Annotated in this window: 17 protein-coding genes, 2 tRNA genes and 1 other RNA gene; 6 read left to right on the top strand and 14 right to left on the bottom strand. The window is 47.1% G+C overall.

The window, feature by feature from the left end:
• Positions 1–11: 11 nt before the first annotated feature.
• Together sdhD and sdhC are read right to left on the bottom strand one after the other, a co-directional pair.
• On the bottom strand, positions 12–377 hold the full coding sequence (sdhD, locus tag FTU55_RS02385) for a succinate dehydrogenase, hydrophobic membrane anchor protein (RefSeq protein ID WP_005176252.1): 366 nt from the start codon (positions 375–377) through the stop codon (positions 12–14).
• Complete coding sequence (gene sdhC, locus FTU55_RS02390) at positions 377–775, bottom strand: succinate dehydrogenase, cytochrome b556 subunit (protein WP_005176242.1); 399 nt, start codon at positions 773–775, stop codon at positions 377–379. Before sdhC ends, sdhD begins: the two co-directional genes overlap by 1 nt.
• Positions 776–1,796: 1,021 nt before the next feature.
• Here sdhC and gltA point away from each other — a divergent pair.
• Positions 1,797–3,071 carry a citrate synthase gene (gene gltA, locus FTU55_RS02395; protein WP_005176240.1) on the top strand — a complete coding sequence of 425 codons (1,275 nt, stop codon included), beginning with the start codon at positions 1,797–1,799 and terminating at the stop codon, positions 3,069–3,071.
• A gap of 119 nt (positions 3,072–3,190) precedes the next feature.
• Here the strand turns inward: gltA and FTU55_RS02400 are convergent, their stop codons facing one another.
• The 5 genes from FTU55_RS02400 to FTU55_RS02420 all read right to left on the bottom strand — a co-directional run bounded on the left by FTU55_RS02400 (position 3,191) and on the right by FTU55_RS02420 (position 9,808).
• Entirely contained in the window at positions 3,191–4,645 is a 1,455-nt protein-coding gene (locus FTU55_RS02400; RefSeq protein WP_180046103.1) for an NAD(P)/FAD-dependent oxidoreductase, read from the bottom strand.
• 175 nt (positions 4,646–4,820) lie between these two features.
• Positions 4,821–5,672 carry an SDR family oxidoreductase gene (locus FTU55_RS02405; RefSeq protein ID WP_180046105.1) on the bottom strand — a complete coding sequence of 284 codons (852 nt, stop codon included), beginning with the start codon at positions 5,670–5,672 and terminating at the stop codon, positions 4,821–4,823.
• A 15-nt stretch (positions 5,673–5,687) separates the two neighbouring features.
• Positions 5,688–6,644, bottom strand: coding sequence for a metal-dependent hydrolase (locus FTU55_RS02410; RefSeq protein WP_016659915.1), 957 nt, complete (start codon positions 6,642–6,644; stop codon positions 5,688–5,690).
• A gap of 210 nt (positions 6,645–6,854) precedes the next feature.
• On the bottom strand, positions 6,855–8,318 hold the full coding sequence (locus FTU55_RS02415) for a VWA domain-containing protein (protein ID WP_180046093.1): 1,464 nt from the start codon (positions 8,316–8,318) through the stop codon (positions 6,855–6,857).
• Positions 8,306–9,808, bottom strand: coding sequence for an AAA family ATPase (locus FTU55_RS02420; RefSeq protein WP_180046095.1), 1,503 nt, complete (start codon positions 9,806–9,808; stop codon positions 8,306–8,308). Before FTU55_RS02420 ends, FTU55_RS02415 begins: the two co-directional genes overlap by 13 nt.
• Positions 9,809–9,962: 154 nt before the next feature.
• On the opposite strand from FTU55_RS02420, the gene FTU55_RS02425 reads away from it, so the two are divergent.
• The 3 genes from FTU55_RS02425 (at position 9,963) to FTU55_RS02435 (ending at position 12,895) form a co-directional block, all read left to right on the top strand.
• Positions 9,963–10,463, top strand: coding sequence for a hypothetical protein (locus tag FTU55_RS02425; RefSeq protein WP_016659914.1), 501 nt, complete (start codon positions 9,963–9,965; stop codon positions 10,461–10,463).
• Between the two features lie 374 nt (positions 10,464–10,837).
• Positions 10,838–12,463: an NAD+ synthase gene (locus FTU55_RS02430; RefSeq protein ID WP_005176221.1), complete on the top strand. Its 1,626-nt coding sequence runs from the start codon at positions 10,838–10,840 to the stop codon at positions 12,461–12,463.
• Between the two features lie 237 nt (positions 12,464–12,700).
• On the top strand, positions 12,701–12,895 hold the full coding sequence (locus FTU55_RS02435) for a hypothetical protein (protein WP_180046097.1): 195 nt from the start codon (positions 12,701–12,703) through the stop codon (positions 12,893–12,895).
• A 210-nt stretch (positions 12,896–13,105) separates the two neighbouring features.
• On the opposite strand, the gene FTU55_RS02440 is transcribed toward FTU55_RS02435, so the two are convergent.
• Positions 13,106–13,182 (bottom strand) — tRNA-Met (locus tag FTU55_RS02440).
• 186 nt (positions 13,183–13,368) lie between these two features.
• Here FTU55_RS02440 and FTU55_RS02445 point away from each other — a divergent pair.
• Positions 13,369–13,782, top strand: a complete 414-nt coding sequence (locus FTU55_RS02445; RefSeq protein ID WP_228148563.1) for a hypothetical protein — start codon at positions 13,369–13,371, stop codon at positions 13,780–13,782.
• A 41-nt stretch (positions 13,783–13,823) separates the two neighbouring features.
• Here the strand turns inward: FTU55_RS02445 and FTU55_RS02450 are convergent.
• From FTU55_RS02450 to coaD, 4 genes are all read right to left on the bottom strand, one after another.
• Positions 13,824–13,900 (bottom strand) — tRNA-Met (locus FTU55_RS02450).
• Between the two features lie 73 nt (positions 13,901–13,973).
• Positions 13,974–14,352: RNase P RNA component class A (gene rnpB, locus FTU55_RS02455), an RNA gene on the bottom strand.
• A gap of 27 nt (positions 14,353–14,379) precedes the next feature.
• Complete coding sequence (locus FTU55_RS02460; RefSeq protein ID WP_034597403.1) at positions 14,380–14,643, bottom strand: YfhL family 4Fe-4S dicluster ferredoxin; 264 nt, start codon at positions 14,641–14,643, stop codon at positions 14,380–14,382.
• Position 14,644: 1 nt separating this feature from the next.
• On the bottom strand, positions 14,645–15,136 hold the full coding sequence (gene coaD, locus FTU55_RS02465) for a pantetheine-phosphate adenylyltransferase (RefSeq protein ID WP_005176208.1): 492 nt from the start codon (positions 15,134–15,136) through the stop codon (positions 14,645–14,647).
• Between the two features lie 181 nt (positions 15,137–15,317).
• On the opposite strand from coaD, the gene smpB reads away from it, so the two are divergent.
• Positions 15,318–15,794: an SsrA-binding protein SmpB gene (smpB, locus tag FTU55_RS02470; RefSeq protein WP_005176206.1), complete on the top strand. Its 477-nt coding sequence runs from the start codon at positions 15,318–15,320 to the stop codon at positions 15,792–15,794.
• A gap of 74 nt (positions 15,795–15,868) precedes the next feature.
• Here the strand turns inward: smpB and FTU55_RS02475 are convergent, their stop codons facing one another.
• The gene (locus tag FTU55_RS02475; RefSeq protein WP_005176197.1) at positions 15,869–16,438 is read right to left on the bottom strand and encodes a flavodoxin family protein; all 570 of its coding nucleotides are present in this window, start codon (positions 16,436–16,438) and stop codon (positions 15,869–15,871) included.
• Positions 16,439–16,471: 33 nt separating this feature from the next.
• The gene (gene pgeF, locus FTU55_RS02480) at positions 16,472–17,221 is read right to left on the bottom strand and encodes a peptidoglycan editing factor PgeF (RefSeq protein ID WP_005176194.1); all 750 of its coding nucleotides are present in this window, start codon (positions 17,219–17,221) and stop codon (positions 16,472–16,474) included.
• Positions 17,222–17,230 lie beyond the last annotated feature (9 nt).

Here is a 17,230-nt window from a genome sequence, read left to right on the forward strand (position 1 = left end):
ATATCTTCCTATCAATTCGCCCAGAAAATCTGGATTGCCCAGATTGCGTATGCAAAAACAGCAATAATCACTGCTGAAGTCAGCACTAGGCGTAAACCTGAAGCTGAAGGACCCATCTGACGAGTAGTCACGTAATCTGTGAATACCTGCCACATACCAATCCATGCGTGTGCAACAAGAGATAAGACTGCCAATAAAGATAAAATCTTCATTGGTAATGTCATCATAAAGCCGTACCACTGTTCAAAGTTAAATCCGCCATTCAGCAGAATCCAACCAAATACCACAACGGTATAAACAGCAAGAACAACAGCACTTACGCGTTGGATAAACCAGTCGCGAGAACCTGAACCCGTTAAACCTGTAGCACTTTTCATTAGAGAACAATCCATACAAAGGCTGCGAGAATACCAATCGCAGACAAGACTAATGCGATAGTAGCTGCAACACGACCACTTTGCAGTTCCTCTGCAACACCAAGGTCAGCAAGTAAATGCTTGACACCAGCGATGAAGTGATAGATTAATCCGGCTACAAATACCCATACGATAAAGCGGACAAAGAAACCGTTAAAGATTTCCTGTACTTCTGCAAAACCTTCTGGTGAAGACAAAGACTTGTCTAATAACCAAAGAAGTACCGGTACGAGTAAAAATACGATGACACCTGAAAGACGGTGTAAAATTGATGCAATAGCCACAGGTGATTTTAAGTTTACTGATAAAACTTGACCCATGGACAAATTGACAGGTCTGTTGCTTTTCACAGCGGGCATCCTGTAAGTAAAAACTCCATCCGGAGTTTGTTGGAATTAATTCGAAGGAAAGCTGGCATTGCTAGGCATTCGAATGCCTATATTCAAAACGACACTGAATTATAAAACGTCAACTATTAAAATACAAACAACCGCACCGGGCTTTTTGAACAAAAAATCCTTAAATAAGAATCATTAACAAATAGGTAATTTGTGAAACACATTAACCAGATACACCGTTAAGGCATCATCTCACTGTTTTTTATTAATTTATTTTATATTTCTGCTATTGGTTTTAGCTATAATTGCAATTTTCACCGGACTGAAATATTTAGACTAAAGCAGCACAGTAAATGTCTAGGCACTATATTGTTGAATCTTTTCACTTTATCTTTGGGTGCCTGAATATTTTTTCCTTGAATATTCGCTATCAGGAAAACAACATGAAATATTTTCAGCGCCCTGCCCGTGCTTCCCGCTTCAGGCTGACATTTGGTCTTCGCTTTTAAAAAAATGCCGATAGATTGTTCTGCCTTTACTTGCAATTTCAGCGCATCAGAACAAGTTAACTGGCTGAATGGCTGATTTAATCAGCTATTTTTTAACCAGTTAAACCTAAAAAAATGACAGACTTAGCGCTTTTATTTATGAATAACAAAGCAGCAGCAGAACCGGCAAAGCCCAGCTAAGTTATGAAAAACAGATACATTTCGGAAAGCTTAAAATTCCAGCAGCCTGGCTTTTCAAGAGCTTTTAACGCTAAAAAATTGCTTACAATTAAAGCATTCCTATTATTTTTTTCTGCACCTGTCCGGGAATTTGACTTATTATAGCGCGTCGGTGCTGTGATTTTACTCAGTTTTTCATACGAATATTTTTTGACTAAGCTGCTGTGTCAGCGTCACTTTTTATCCATAAGTATAATTGACAAAATTTCAGTACACACTAATCTTATAGCAAATTTTCGATCCGTCTGATTCGCGCATTAAAAGATTGATACTACGAGTCAGATCAACATTCACCAGGACAGGAGATCTATTGAATGTCTGAAGCAACTGGCAAGAAAGCCGTTTTACAGCTTGATGGCAAAGAAATTGAATTACCAATTTACAGCGGCACATTGGGCCCAGATGTAATTGACGTTAAGGATGTGTTGGCTGCAGGTCACTTTACTTTTGATCCTGGTTTTATGGCGACAGCTTCTTGTGAATCTAAGATCACATTCATTGACGGTAACAAAGGTGTTCTGTTACACCGCGGTTACCCGATTGATCAATTGGCGACTAAAGCTGATTACCTGGAAACTTGCTACCTGTTATTAAACGGCGAGCTTCCAACAGCTGAGCAAAAAGAAGAATTTGACGCGAAAGTTCGTAACCACACCATGGTTCACGACCAAGTTAGCCGCTTCTATAACGGTTTCCGTCGTGATGCGCATCCTATGGCGATCATGGTTGGTGTTGTGGGTGCATTATCTGCGTTCTATCACAACAACCTGGACATCGAAGATGTTAACCACCGTGAAATCACTGCGATCCGTTTAATCGCGAAGATTCCTACTTTAGCGGCTTGGAGCTACAAGTACACTGTGGGTCAACCATTCGTTTACCCACGTAACGACTTAAGCTACGCTGAAAACTTCCTGTACATGATGTTTGCTACGCCTGCAGACCGTGACTACAAAGTGAACCCGATTCTTGCCAAAGCAATGGACCGTATCTTCACGCTTCACGCTGACCACGAGCAAAACGCGTCTACGTCTACAGTACGTTTAGCGGGTTCTACCGGTGCTAACCCTTATGCTTGTATCGCTGCGGGTATCTCTGCACTTTGGGGTCCTGCGCACGGTGGTGCGAACGAAGCAGTTCTTAAGATGCTGGATGAAATCGGCACTGTAGAAAACGTTGCTGGCTTCATGGAAAAAGTGAAGACTAAAGAAGTTAAACTGATGGGCTTCGGTCACCGTGTTTACAAAAACTTCGACCCACGCGCGAAAGTAATGAAAGAGACTTGCGACGAAGTTCTTGGTGCATTAGGTATCAACGATCCACAATTAGCGTTAGCAATGGAACTTGAGCGTATCGCGCTTTCTGACGAATACTTCATCAAGCGTAACCTGTATCCAAACGTAGACTTCTACTCTGGTATCATCCTGAAAGCGATTGGTATTCCGACAGAAATGTTTACTGTGATCTTCGCGCTTGCACGTACAGTTGGTTGGATCAGCCACTGGTTAGAAATGCACAGCGGTCCTTACAAGATCGGTCGTCCTCGTCAGCTTTACACTGGCGAAGTTCAACGCGACATCAACCGTTAATCCGGTTCGCGTTCAACGACGAAAAAACCACCCGTTTGGGTGGTTTTTTTATGGACATTCAAACTAAATGCGCGTTTCGACCAGACCGAGGCAACGCCAATATTCAGCGCAAAAGTACGTTAAGCTACCTGATAATGCTCCAGATCTAGGCGCTGTAAACGTCGCTTTAACTCGGCCAGTGACCACGGCCAGGCGGCAAAGTTGCGACCATTCTGGTCCAGATAATAACTTTGACAGCCGCCACGGTTAAACACAGTTTTCTGCACATGAGTCTGTACTTTGGCATTGTGGTATTTCAGCACATCCGGCTTGATTTCAATGCGCTTTAAGCCCTTGGCTTTCATTTGCAATAAACCACTGACAATATAGTCCAGTTGCGCTTCGGCAATGCCAATAAAGGAATCATAGACCAGAATATTCGGCCCGAGCACCAAAAAGGCATTGGGTAAATGCTGGATACTGGTGCCCAAAAAGGCTTCGGGTGAACTGCTCTGCCACAGCTCGGAAAGTCGTTGGCCTTGGGCATTCTGCACACGGCGACCAATCGGTGGATGTGACACCTCAAAGCCCGTTCCCCAGATAATCACATCGACCTCATGCCGGTCACCATTGGCGGAAATCACCGTATTGCCTTCAATTTCCACCAAGCCATGCGGAATTAAAGTGCTATTCGGGGCCTGCAAGGCCGGATAATAATCATTGGCAAACAGTAAACGCTTACAGCCGACCGAAAAATTGGGGGTAACCGCCTGACGTAAAGCCGGATCTTTGACCTGTAATTTTAACAGCTGCCGGCTGAGTACATTCACGGGCTCCAACAAAGGTGGATGACGCAGGCCAAAATTAATCAGATTCAAAGATTGCGATACCGCACCGCGCCAACGCTGCTGGATGACCGGAAACTTGGCCAGTGTACTTTTCATCACCTGATTCAGGGGCAGATCAGGCTTTGGCAGGACCCACGGCGCTGTACGCTGGAAAATATATAACTCTTTGGCCAGAGGCTGAATTTTCGGAATAAACTGAATGGCCGAGGCGCCGGTGCCAATGACCGCAATGCGTTTACCACGCAGGTCATAGGCATGGTTCCAGCGTGCCGAATGGAACATTTCGCCCTTAAAACTGTCGATGCCTTTAATTTTCGGCAGTTGCGGCTCGGTAATCGGGCCGGTAGAGAAAATCACGGTTCTGGCCCGATATCGCCCTTTGCTGGTGTTGAGCTCCCACATCTGTTCAGTCTCATTCCAGCGTGCATCTTGCAGTTCATTATGAAATTCAATCTTGGCATATAGCTGAAAACGGGTCGCCACATCTTCCAGATAACGCAGGATTTCCGGCTGCTTGGCAAATAAATGACTCCAGCCATGACTTGGCGCAAAGGAAAAAGAATATAAGGCCGAGGGCACATCACAACCACAACCCGGATAGGTATTGTCCCGCCAGGTGCCTCCTACCCGGCCGGCTTTTTCCAGCACCAGATAATCCTGATAGCCAGCCTGATTCAGTTTATAGGCCGCTGCCAGACCGGAAATACCCGCCCCAATAATAATGGTGTCATAGACCCGGCTTGACATAGTAGTTGATCTACCGCGCTGCTCAGTTGTTTGAGAATTTGGCTGATTGGCCCCTGCCCTTACTGATGCTGCACTGGCACTTTTGGCTTTTCGACTAGGCTTTTTGAGCACAAGATCGGCCGGCTCAGCGACCGTTTGCAACGTGACTTGATCATCTTGTTTCATTTTTTTCTACTCAGGATTTTTGTACATATTTATTGAATAATGGATAACCCACACCCAGCAGCTTGGTATATAAACGCGGCGCGGCACGCTTGAACCACCAGAACAGTTTGGCATCTGGCTGTGGAATGGTATACAGCTCGCCCCGGTCTAAATTGTTTAAGGTCTGCGCTACCACCTGCTCACAGCTGACAAAGGCATGATGGGTCAGCAAATGATCTGCCAGTCCCGAATAATGCGCAGGCAAACGGCCATTTTTCATGATATTGGTCGGCACCAGCGTTGGGCATAACACATTGATGCGAATATTGGCGCCACGTAACTCGGCAGACAGGGTTTCAGACAAGGCCAGTACGCTGGACTTGCTGACGTTATAGGCGGTCATTTCCGGCGCTGCGGTATAACCAGCAGCCGAAGCGACATTAATAATCGCACCACCACCCTGCTGTTTCAGTTTCGGTACGAAATAATGACAACCGTGGATCACGCCCCATAAGTTGACCTGCATACACCATTGCCAGTCGGCCAGGCTGACTTCATCAAACTTGCCACCCAGCCCCACACCGGCATTATTGATCAGCAAAGTCACCGGATGGCCCAACAGCTGTTCAGACTGTTCAGCCAGTTGCTGCACCTGCTCGGCCACACCCACATCACATTGCAACGCAAAGGCCGCAGTCGCAAACTGGTGTTCAATCTGCTTGGCGGTTGCTTGAGCCGTCGCCAGATTGATATCGGCACAGATCACGCTGCCACCACGCCTGGCCAGTTCCAGCGCAAAACTGCGTCCAATCCCACTGCCTGCACCGGTCACCACCGCATAGGCCTGCTGGCTCAGTCGCACTTTTTTTGCAAATAATCCCATCATCCTTCTTCATCCTTACACTTTGAGCGCCGGGGTAAATTCCTTGACGAAATACGGCGTTAACACCCCGCTTTCCGGATGCAGCAAACGTTCCTTGTAATAGGCTAAAAAGGCCGAAGTATCATGATCATTCGGATGAAAACCGGGACGCAGATAATCCAGAATATGCGCCCAGCTACTGCCATACACGCCATCTTGCAGACCAAAAATCAGCTTGATGCTACGCGGCAGGTCTTTCCAGTAACTCAGGCTAAACAAATTAGACGGTTTGCGATAAAACGGCACCAGCAGCGAGGCAATGGAAATCAGCACCAGGATGGTGATGAGCGCCGGGAAGAAACCGGCAATGCGCAAGCCATAACTGTTGGATAAAGACTGGAACACATCATAGGCAATGTCTTTGTGTTCCGATTCTTCCAGCATGTGCCACATCCAGATGGCACGCTGCTTTTCATCATGCGACTGGAAGAAAATTTCCTCATGATTCATCATGTACTCGGCCAGCACCGCGGTGAAATGTTCAATGCCAGCCATCAGCGACAGTTTCATCGGCTGTGGCAAACGGTTAAAGCCGTGATCAAAGACAAATCTGGCCCAGGAACGGAACAGCTCAACCGGCAGATCGGCATCCCGAAAGGCATCATTCAGCTCTTCATGCAATCTGGAATGTAGCGCCTCCTGGCCAATTAGGGAGGTGACCCGCTGTTTTAGCACGGGATCATTTAACAGCTCACGATGATAACGCGCGGTGTCAATCACCAGATCTTCGCCATAGGTCAGGAAAATCGACAGCGAGGCAAAATAGGCACTGGCCAGTTCGGCATTCAAGTAAAATTTGGGATCTATTTCTTCGGCCTTAAAGTCGAATTTCATATGCCGGATTGGGAGGGCAGCCGACTGTTTCTCGGCATCAAAAGGTGTCGCGCTGAAAAAATGGCGAACAGGCTGAGGTAAAAACTGAGCAATCTGCATGGCTATTCTCTTTGTTTTGTCCATTTGAGCCAGGTCAAGACACCGTGGTCATCGACCTGAATGAGACCAAAACTAAGCCAGCCCTGCATTGAAACCAGTTGCCAAAATCGTCATAAAATTGGCAAATCGTGACTTTAAAAAATATTGTCTGACAATTTTCTCACACTTTTTTCCGCAGAGCTCATTTCCTTGTCAATTGGGGGGCAGCGCCTATTTGGACACTCTGTCACTGCGGTTACTGGGCAGATAACGCACTTTGCGTTCTTTGGACTGATAAATCCACTGATGATCGAACAGGCCCTGATTCAGATGTTCAAAACGGAAGTTACCAATCGCTACCGCATAAAAACCGGTGCCCTGCTGTTTCTGCTGCTCGACTTGGGCCATCAGTTCTGTCGGTAACTGCCCCATGATGAAATCGGACACCACAAGCACATCGGCATTGTGAAAATTTGGCTGGGCCAGCATCGACAGGGCATGTTCGATGGCGGGAATAACATCGGTGCCGCCATGAAAAGACTGGCTAAGAAAGTGAATCAGATCATCCAGCGAATAGCCTTCGAGTAAATTCAGGCTGGTCAGCTGGGTCGAGAAGTTAATTAAATACATCGGGCGTTTGGCTTTCATGGCCTGAATTGCCAGATACAGACTCATGGCTTTGGCAATCAGCTCCGGCTGGCCGTGCATGGAACCGCTGGTGTCCAGACACAAAATCATCGGGCCTTTTTGCCCCAGACGCTTGTGCCGTGCTGTTTGATCCTGAATTACCCGACTGCTGTGCTGACCTTGCAGGTTAAAGCTCATCAGGTTGGATTCCAGATATTTCAGGTCAAATAAAAGCGCCAGATCGGGATCGGCCAGTAAGGCCAGCTCGCTCGGCAGCGCCAGATTCAAATCCTGCGCCAGCTGAATACCGGTAATTTCTTCATGCCAGTGCTGCTCCAACAATTCCAGCTCCTGCTCTGGCCGATGCTGCTGCACGGCCTGGCGCGGATAATGTGCAGGCTGGGCAGAACCGATTTTCTGGCACAAGGCTTGCAGCTCACGATCCTCCTGCAAATAGCTGGCCCATTGCTCAAACTGCTGGATATCCTGTGGTTGTAACTGGCCTCTGGAATAGTCAATAAAAATACCGGTTTCGATGCCGGTGGCATCTTTGTATTTGGCCAGTCGCTGCATCTGGCTGAGAAAATCGCGAATCTCATCCAGAAAAGCATCCCGCTGCAAGGCCAGCTGCTCAAATTCCCAATGAGCAATGGCTTCGGTCAGTTTACGTTGCCATTTTTCTGTTAATAACTGTGCCTGTAGCTCGCGCTGTCCGGCAGAGAAAGTAGCGCTTTGAGTCCAAAACGGGCTTAAATCAGGCAGCCCCAGCTGAGCCTGAAAATCCTGATATTGCACCTGCATCTGCTGAAACTGGTCACTATTGATGGAGGGCTGCGCCAGCCAGTGTTCCAGTTGCTGCTGCACTTCCCTATAAGGATGCTGCTGATCGAGACTGGATTTGGCCTGATAGGCCCAGGCCCGGACTTTATCATCCAGATGCTGACTGACTTTCTGATCATCCAGCCAGTGTTTTAAGGAGGAATCGGCCAGCTCCTGATACAGCTGTCCGGTCAACTGCTCTAACGCTGTATGCTGACGCTGATGCTGCTGCAGGTCTAGCCTTGACATAGCTGTTCCAGCCGCGCGCAGTCTTGCAGTTGCAACTGATAGCGCTGTAACTGCTGCTGCACATGCTGTTGTAACTGGGCACTGTCGGCGGCGGCAACAAAGACTGAAGCAAAATGTGCTGACTGGGCATCAAAACGCTGCTGTAACAGGGCTAAATCTTCGCTCAGTGCATTTTGTAGCTGGGCAAGCTCTCCCCGCAACTGCTGCACCAACTTTTCATCAATGACACGGCGTGCGCTGCCTTTCGGGTATTTAATATACGGTGTGACCACTTCTTCCAGCCCATAATAGCCGCCTTTTAAGGTACAGACCCGGCCGCCATTAAAGTTACACACGATGCCGCGAATTTCCTCACCGGAAGCATCCACAGCAAAGAAATCCTGTTTGCTGTCCATTTTATTTAATAACAGATACAGCACTTTATCCTGATAATGATGATCCAGGTGAGTCACTGCTCTTAAGTATTCCTTGTCCTGAATCAGATAGCTTTCATAGACATCATCGGTATAGTAAAAGGCGTTCAGCATCTGCTGTTCCAGCTCGTCTTTGCGCTGAATTAGTGACTCCAATTGCAAATCGGCGTGCAAGCCTATCTCCAGAATGGCCTGATCAATCAGCTTGTGCATCTCCGGAATATCTTCCAGCTGATTCCACAGGCAGGATTTCAAGAGATACAAATCACTGACCAAGACCTGTGAGCGGCCATTTAAAAATGCCGCAGCTTTAAGCAGATAAGCCACACGTTGCCAGCGCCGGTCGGAAATATAGACCGACAGGCCATCGACATGCTGCTGTAAATACTGGCGAATCAGATCAATCACCTGGAATACCAAAGCCGGCAGCTCAATTTCATGAATCTGTTCGCGCCATTCGGCCAGTTCGGCCTGGGTAATTTTAAGCGGTTCATCCATCTGCAAATGAGCACTGCCCGGTTTGGCTTGTAGCAGCTGATGAAAATTGCCGGCCTGCTGAATGGGTTCGACCACCAGACGCAAAATAAAACGGTCATACAGCGCATCCAGTCCCTGATTCGGTTCAGGAATTTCATTGGATGCACCAATCAGCACACTTAAGGGCACCTGCTGCAGCTGCTCGCCATTTTTAAAGACTTTTTCATTCACCAAAGTCAGCAAGGTATTTAAAATGGCCGGGCTGGCCTTCCAGATTTCATCCAGAAAAGCAAAATCGGCACAGGGCAGATAATGCTCGGTTTTACGGATATAGTGATCTTCTTTTAAGGCTTTAATTGACACCGGGCCAAAAATTTCTTCCGGGGTACTAAAGCGGTTCATCAAATATTCAAAATAGGCATAGACCTCAAAAGCGGCTGCAACCCGTCTGGAAATCAGGCTTTTGGCCGTGCCCGGCAAGCCGTATAAAAAGGTATGACTGCCGGCCACAGCGGCCAGCAAGGTTTGTGCGATCACCTGTTCACGTTCATACATCTGCTGGGACATTTGCGAAATAAGTGTATGAATACGTGCTTTCATCGAATACCTGAACCTGCGCGAAAAACTGCATTGTAACGGTTTGCGGAAATGAAGAAAAACCGGCAAGCCACCGCAGATGAAATTTTTGCTACATATCTGCCTGCCAGTTTTGTTATAACTGGGAAAATTGAATGGCCCGACCTGATCTTTCACCATGCTGTTATTGAAACTGTTACCGCTGCTACTGCGCCTGCTTAAACTGGAGCAGTTTCGCTGCCGGGCTTTAACCCCGGGCGAAATTGCGTTGTGCCAGCGCGTATTCGGGCAGCTGATTGATTACAGCCGGGTCAGCATCATGAATCATCCTTATTTGCCCTGGCAACCGGCGCATATTCTGATGGCGCCGCAAGGTTATATTCATGTGCGTGATCCATTGTACCGGGAAGATTATAGCCAGGCACCGCTTGCCTTTCAGGCGGTGCTGATTCATGAAATGACACATATTTACCAGCATCAGCAGCAGATTAATGTGCTGCTGAAAGGTGCGCTGCTGCAAACCGCTTTTTATCTGTCTGCCGGGCGGTATAATCCCTACCGTTACCAGCTAATTCCCGGTAAGCCGTTTTTTGCCTACAACATTGAACAGCAAGGCGATATTGCCCGCGATATTTTTTTAAACAAGATTGACAATATTATTCTGCATCCACCGGCCTAAACTGCGCTGCAATAGCGCTTTCATGTTGCAAGCTGCCGGTTTTTTGTGCCATCAGGCCTGATTCACCAAACCCATGCTTTTGTTACTCAAGCTTACTAAATAAAGCATTATGCGCCTTCTCTCACGGCGCGAATTGCCGCTACTATGCAATTATCCTGAATATGCTCTAGCATCTGAATTAATTTAAGATAAAATAAACCCGTCTGATTTTTTGCATTGCAAAATAAGATTTTATCAAGTCGTATGCGTATTACTTTTTATACTTGAGCCAGTCGGCAGTACTTTTTAGTATCAGAATGCACCGCTGCCCGATCACCATAATTACAAGCGGCAGCCCGTGTATTCAAAACCCTATAGGAATAGGACGTAAATTAATGAAATCTTTTAAAATTGCCCTTGCACAGTTCTCTCCATACATTGGCAATCTCGAAGCAAATGCGCAAAAAATGCTTGAACAAGCAAATGAAGCGAAAAAACAACAGGCTGACCTGATCATTTTCCCAGAGCTTTCTCTGATTGGTTATCCAGCAGAAGATTTGCTGTTACGCCCAAGCCTCAAAAAACGCACGCAAAAAGCGTTTGAACAGCTCAGCCAGATTAAAGACATCGTCGTGGTATTTGGTTTTGTCAATGAAACTGAAGATGGCCAGCGTTATAACTCGGCTGCGGTAATGAAAGATGGCCAGATTCTGGGTATTTATAACAAACAGAATTTACCGAACTACGGCGTGTTTGATGAAAAACGTTATTTTAACGAAGGTCATCAACATCTGGTCTTTGAATACTTGGGGCATAAATTTGGCGTACTGATTTGTGAAGATGTCTGGTCTTTAGCCACTGTACAGCAACTGGCCCAGCTGAATGTAGAAACCGTGCTGGTGCTGAATTCATCGCCATACGAAGTTGGTAAACCACAGCACCGTATTGATACCATGACTGCGCTGGCCAAACAGCTGAATCTGAACCTGGCCTATGTCAATCAGGTTGGTGGTCAGGATGATCTGATCTTTGATGGCACCAGCTTCCTGATCAGCAAAGACGGTGAACTTGCTTTACGTGCGCCAACCTATCAGGAAGGCCTGTTTGTGGTGGAGTATGAAGCCGAACAGCAGCGCTATAAAACGGGCGAACAGGCGGCAGCCCTCGACACCATGGCTGAAATTTATCAGGGTCTGGTGCTGGCAACACGTGACTATGTACAACGTTCAGGTTTCCCAGGCGTGATTCTGGGTTTATCTGGCGGGATTGACTCTGCACTAACCTTGGCCATTGCGGTTGATGCCCTGGGTGCAGACAAAGTACAAGCGGTGATGATGCCGTATACCTATACCGCGCAAATTAGTGTAGAAGATGCTGCACAGCAAGCCAAAACCATGGGTGTGACCTTTGGCATTGCCGAAATTCACTCGATTGTGAACAGCTTTATGCAAACCCTGTATCCATTCTTTGGCAATAGCCCGGTTGATACCACCGAAGAAAACCTGCAGGCCCGTGCCCGCGGTACGTTGCTAATGGGCTTATCCAATAAATTTGGCAACCTGGTCCTGTCGACTGGTAACAAATCTGAACTGTCAGTCGGTTACTGCACCCTGTATGGCGATATGGTTGGTGGTTATGCAGTTCTCAAAGATGTCTACAAAACCATCGTGTTTGAACTGGCCAAATACCGGAACAGTATAAGCGAACAGCCGGTGATTCCGGAGCGTGTAATTAGCCGTCCGCCATCAGCTGAACTGAGCCCGGACCAGAAAGATCAGGACTCTTTGCCACCGTATGATGTGCTAGATGCGATCCTGTATGCCTATATTGAAGAAGACCTGAGCCAGGACGATATTATTGCCAAAGGCTTTGATCAGGCTGTGGTTGAAAAAGTGGTGCGTCTGGTTGACCGCAATGAATACAAACGCCGTCAGGGCGCAATTGGTCCGCGCATTACATCACGTTCTTTTAGCCGTGAACGCCGTTATCCATTAGTCAATGGCTGGAAACCGGGCCTATAAGCTCCTGATCTGATCCATCCTAAAAACCTCAAGCCAGTCTTGGGGTTTTTTATTGTCCGCTGGAATGAGGCTACTTAGAATACGCATCTTCCCCTGCCATCTAAACCGATCCTATATTTTTGAGTTCTACGTCATTCAAAAAAACCAATATCAATGAATCGTCTAGGTTGACTAAAAACAGATAGACAACGGTCTATGTTTAACCCTATGTTCAAGATATGCATGAGCTAAAATTGGATGCAATGGATTTCATATGACACTAAGAAATACCCTGCAGACTTTAGAACAGATTTATCATTATTTAATGAACGTCCGCATTTTCATTGCTATAGCCAGTATGAGCGCCTGAACGCGTTTTTCGCCGAAATCCATGATACAGGCAGTATCGAGTTTGAAGCTGGGCAGTCTTATCTGTTTAAAGGTATAATTTAATGGCAAGCCTAAAGTGATTGATGGTTCTAAAGCGCCGGCCCTTGCGCATAAACAGGAATTCTTAAGCTGGGTACAGCAACAGCTGAATTCCTAAGCCAGCATTTTATTCATCGCTGGTATCTAAATTGCGCGGAGAGTTTGCACAACATTTTTTTGGACTTTTTGAACAGACAAAAAAAGAGACCAAGCTGAGAGCTTGGTCTTTTAAAATGGTGGCTATGACGGGACTTGAACCTGTGACCCCCGCATTATGAGTGCGGTGCTCTAACCAACTGAGCTACATAGCCGTAAACTGTGTGCGCATTATCTAAAGTTCGGACTTTATCGTCAAGATATTTATCTACTCAAATGAACACTGTTTAAGCAAAACATGACGTTTTTATTAATTTTTAACCGGATTTGCAATTTTTTACTTGGGTCAAACCCTTTCGCTGACTATGATGAAACTTTCCAGGATCAATCACTTGAACACAATGCAGTTAAAAATATGGATCAGTAGTCTGCTAGTTGCGACATTATCGGGCTGTCAGCTGGTTGCCCCACTCATGGTGGACTATAACGGGGTACGCCGCGATGTCGCAGAATTTATTAATGGTCATCTCTGGTTCACCATTCCGCAAAAACGCATTCTGGTCGAGTATGCCAAAGGCCAGCAGAAGATTTTAACCGCAGATCGCCTAAGTCCTGAAGCACAACAGGCGCTTGCACAGGAACGCTATGAAGGCCGTTATTGTGCTGCACAAAAAATTGCTGTGTCCAAACTGGATCAGGTCGATGAGAAAATTTTTGTCTATGCCGACCAGCAGCAACGCTGGCAACAGATTCAACAGCTACAGCAGACGCTGAAGCTGGATGTGCAGCAGCTCAACTGCGAGCACAGATTTTAAAGACAAAAAAAAAGATCACATAAGGATGTGATCTTTAAAAATGGTGGCTATGACGAGACTTGAACTTGTGACCCCCGCATTATGAGTGCGGTGCTCTAACCAACTGAGCTACATAGCCGTAAACTGTGCGCGCATTATCTGCTGTAATGTTTATAACGTCAAGCCCTTCTACAGGCTAATTGTACAAAATTTGGTGAAGTGAACCGATAAGCCGGGTTCTGTCGAGAACGATCATTCCTCTAGGCGTACAATCACTCATACGCTCAAGCGACCTACCCGAATCCAGTACGGGCCGTACCTCAGGATTCCTATTTGGTCTTGCTTCTGGTGGGGTTTACCATGCCATGAACTGTTACCAGTCATGCGGTGCGCTCTTACCGCACCCTTTCACCCTTACCTTCGATTTCTTCCGAAAAAGAAACCTGAATGAAGGCGGTCTACTCTCTGCTGCACTTTCCGTCGGCTCACGCCGCCCAGGCGTTACCTGGCACCCTGCCCTATGAAGCCCGGACTTTCCTCCCCTGCTTTAGTCACGGAGACCTCCACAGCAGCGATCGTCTGGTTCACTTCGAGGGCGCATCTTAACAAATAAATGCACTAATTGCTCGTGCTTTTTTGATCAATCAGTTTTTGATACTTTTCCAGCAATTGTTCCTGGGTTTCGACATGATGGGGATCATGCGGAATACAGTCCACCGGACAGAATAACTGACACTGCGGTTTATCATGATGCCCGACACATTCGGTACACAGCGCCGGGTTGATTTCATAAATCAGCTCGCCCATGAAAATAGCCTCATTCGGGCACACAGGTTCACAGACATCGCAGTTAATGCATTCATCGGTAATATATAAAGACACGCTACCAACCTTGTTGATGTTTGCGTTCAAAGGCTTCGACCACGGTTTGCGGTACAAACTTGGTCACATCTCCTTTTAAACGCGCAATTTCACGCACCAGCGTGGATGAAATAAACGAATATTGCTCTGACGGCGTTAAAAATACCGCTTCAAAATTGGTATCCAGCTGACGGTTCATATTGGCCAGCTGAAACTCGTATTCAAAGTCAGACACTGCACGTAAACCACGCAGTACCGCCGTGGCCTGCTGTTCGCGGAAGAAATTCACCAGCAGGCCATCAAAGCCGACAAATTCCACATTGGGTAAATGGCTGAGTGAGGTTTTGGCCAGTTCTACCCGCTCATCTAGAGTAAACACCGGATTTTTATGATGACCAATGGCAATTGCGACCACCACTTCATCAAACATTCTGGCCGCCCGTGTTACTAAATCGATATGACCATTGGTGATTGGATCAAAGGTCCCCGGATAAATCACGCGAGTTTTAGACATCCATTTTTACTCTAGTTGGTTTTGTAGAGCCATATTTTAGCAAAAACTTGATTTATTGGTGAATAAACTCGGCCAATTTCACAAAAATCCTGCGATAGTGCTGTAATTCAGTGCTGATTTTGGAATTGTCAGCATGCCTGTGTTTGGGGCACAATAGGCCTAACGTTGGAAGTGACTCATTATGGCGAAAGCAACTGTAGTTAAAAAAAATACCAGTGGCACGATTGCACAGAACAAACGTGCACGCCACGATTATTTTATTGAAGAAAAATTTGAAGCCGGACTGTCCCTGCAAGGCTGGGAAGTCAAGTCTTTGCGTGCCGGTCGTATGAGCCTGACCGAAAGCTATATCACCTTTAAAAATGGTGAAGCCTTCTTATTTGGCGCCCAAATTCAACCTTTACTGTCGGCTTCGACCCATGTGGTGCCTGAAGCGACCCGTACCCGCAAGCTGTTATTGAACCGCAAAGAAATTGCCAAACTGCTCGGTGCGGTGAACCAGAAAGGTTATTCCTGTGTGCCGCTGGTCTGTTACTGGAAAGGTCCACTGGCCAAACTGGAAATTGCCCTGGTGAAAGGGAAACAGCTGCATGATAAACGTGCCACTGAAAAAGACCGCGACTGGCAGCGTGATAAAGCCCGTTTAATGCATAAATAAGCACGTTTGAACACAAGTGCTTGATGTAAAAATGCCTCCAACATGGGAGGCATGTTTTATTGCATCATCGAAAATCAGGCTGAGTTCTGTTTTAAGCCCACCAGATAAGCGCCAAACTTCACCGCTGTTTCCAGGTCACCTTCTGGCGGGGTGACCTCAACGCTGGCATTGTCAGACTGGGTCATTAGGCCCAGAAAGCTCGACATCCGGTTAATATCATGCGGGCTACGGCCAGTCGGCATAAACGGCAAGCCCGACCATAACATGCCATGCTGCATGGCAAATAAATTGATCTGCTGTAACACCGCCAGCTTGTCACCGCTTAAACCGCCGCCATTGGTAAAGCCAGCAGCAATTTTGCCCTGCCAGCTTCGCGCCAGCCAGCGTTTTGAAGATTGTTCCATAAACTGTTTCAGTGCCGAAGTCAGACTGCCCATATAGGTTGGACAGCCCATGACCAGAATATCGCTCTGATCCAGCACATCCCAATCGACCTCGCTCACTGCCATTAAATGTACTTCAGCTCCGGCTTTTTCGGCGCCCTGCACAATATGCTGTGCCACCTTGGCGGTATGGCCATAGGGACTATGATACACAACACAGACTTTTACTTGCGACACAGATGTTTGATCAGTAACAGACATGGAAACTTTAAAAACCCAATAATTCAGTCAAGTTTAGCATTGATCAGCGATAAAAACGAATGTTGCCATGCGTCCGGTTTTGGCCTGACGACGATAAGAATAATACTCCTCGGCCTGCCGATAGGTACACTGATCACCACCTAAAATGGTGGTTACCCCCTGCTCGGTCAGGATATAGCGGGCAATCGCATATAAATCGGCATAGAATTTTCCGGCCTGTTTCCCTGCCTGAAAGGCGCTGCTTAATGCGGGATATTTCTCACAAAATACCTGCTTTACTTCGGCCCCTACCTCAAAACACGGCTGGCTAATGGCCGCGCCTAACCAGGCCCAGGTCGGTGGGTGCTGCATGGCGGCAATGGTATTTTCAACAATACCCTGTGCCAGACCTTTCCAGCCGGCATGTAAATTGGCCACTTCAGTGCCATCCTGATTGCCCAGCACAATGGGCAGGCAGTCGGCGGTCATCATCATTAAGGCATGGCCTTTGCGCTGCGTGACCAGTCCATCGCCTTCCGGTGCATTAAAATGCAGCTCATCATTTATCACATGACACAAGGTGCTGTGAGTCTGGTTCATCCAGCTGATTGTATTAACACCGTATTCGGCCAGCTGTTCCAGTAACAGCATACGATGCTGCTGCACCCGTTCCGCTGCATCCTGCACATGCAAGGCCAGGTTAAAACCGGCCAGTTCCGGTACTTGCGCTGGCAAGGCCTGCTGATGCTGAATCCGCGTTTGCGCCACATAAACCTGTGCCGGTAATCCCTGAATAAATTGCATCTCAGCTCC

It is taken from the genome of Acinetobacter sp. YH12117 (assembly GCF_013418865.1).
GTDB classification, from domain to species: domain Bacteria; phylum Pseudomonadota; class Gammaproteobacteria; order Pseudomonadales; family Moraxellaceae; genus Acinetobacter; species Acinetobacter indicus.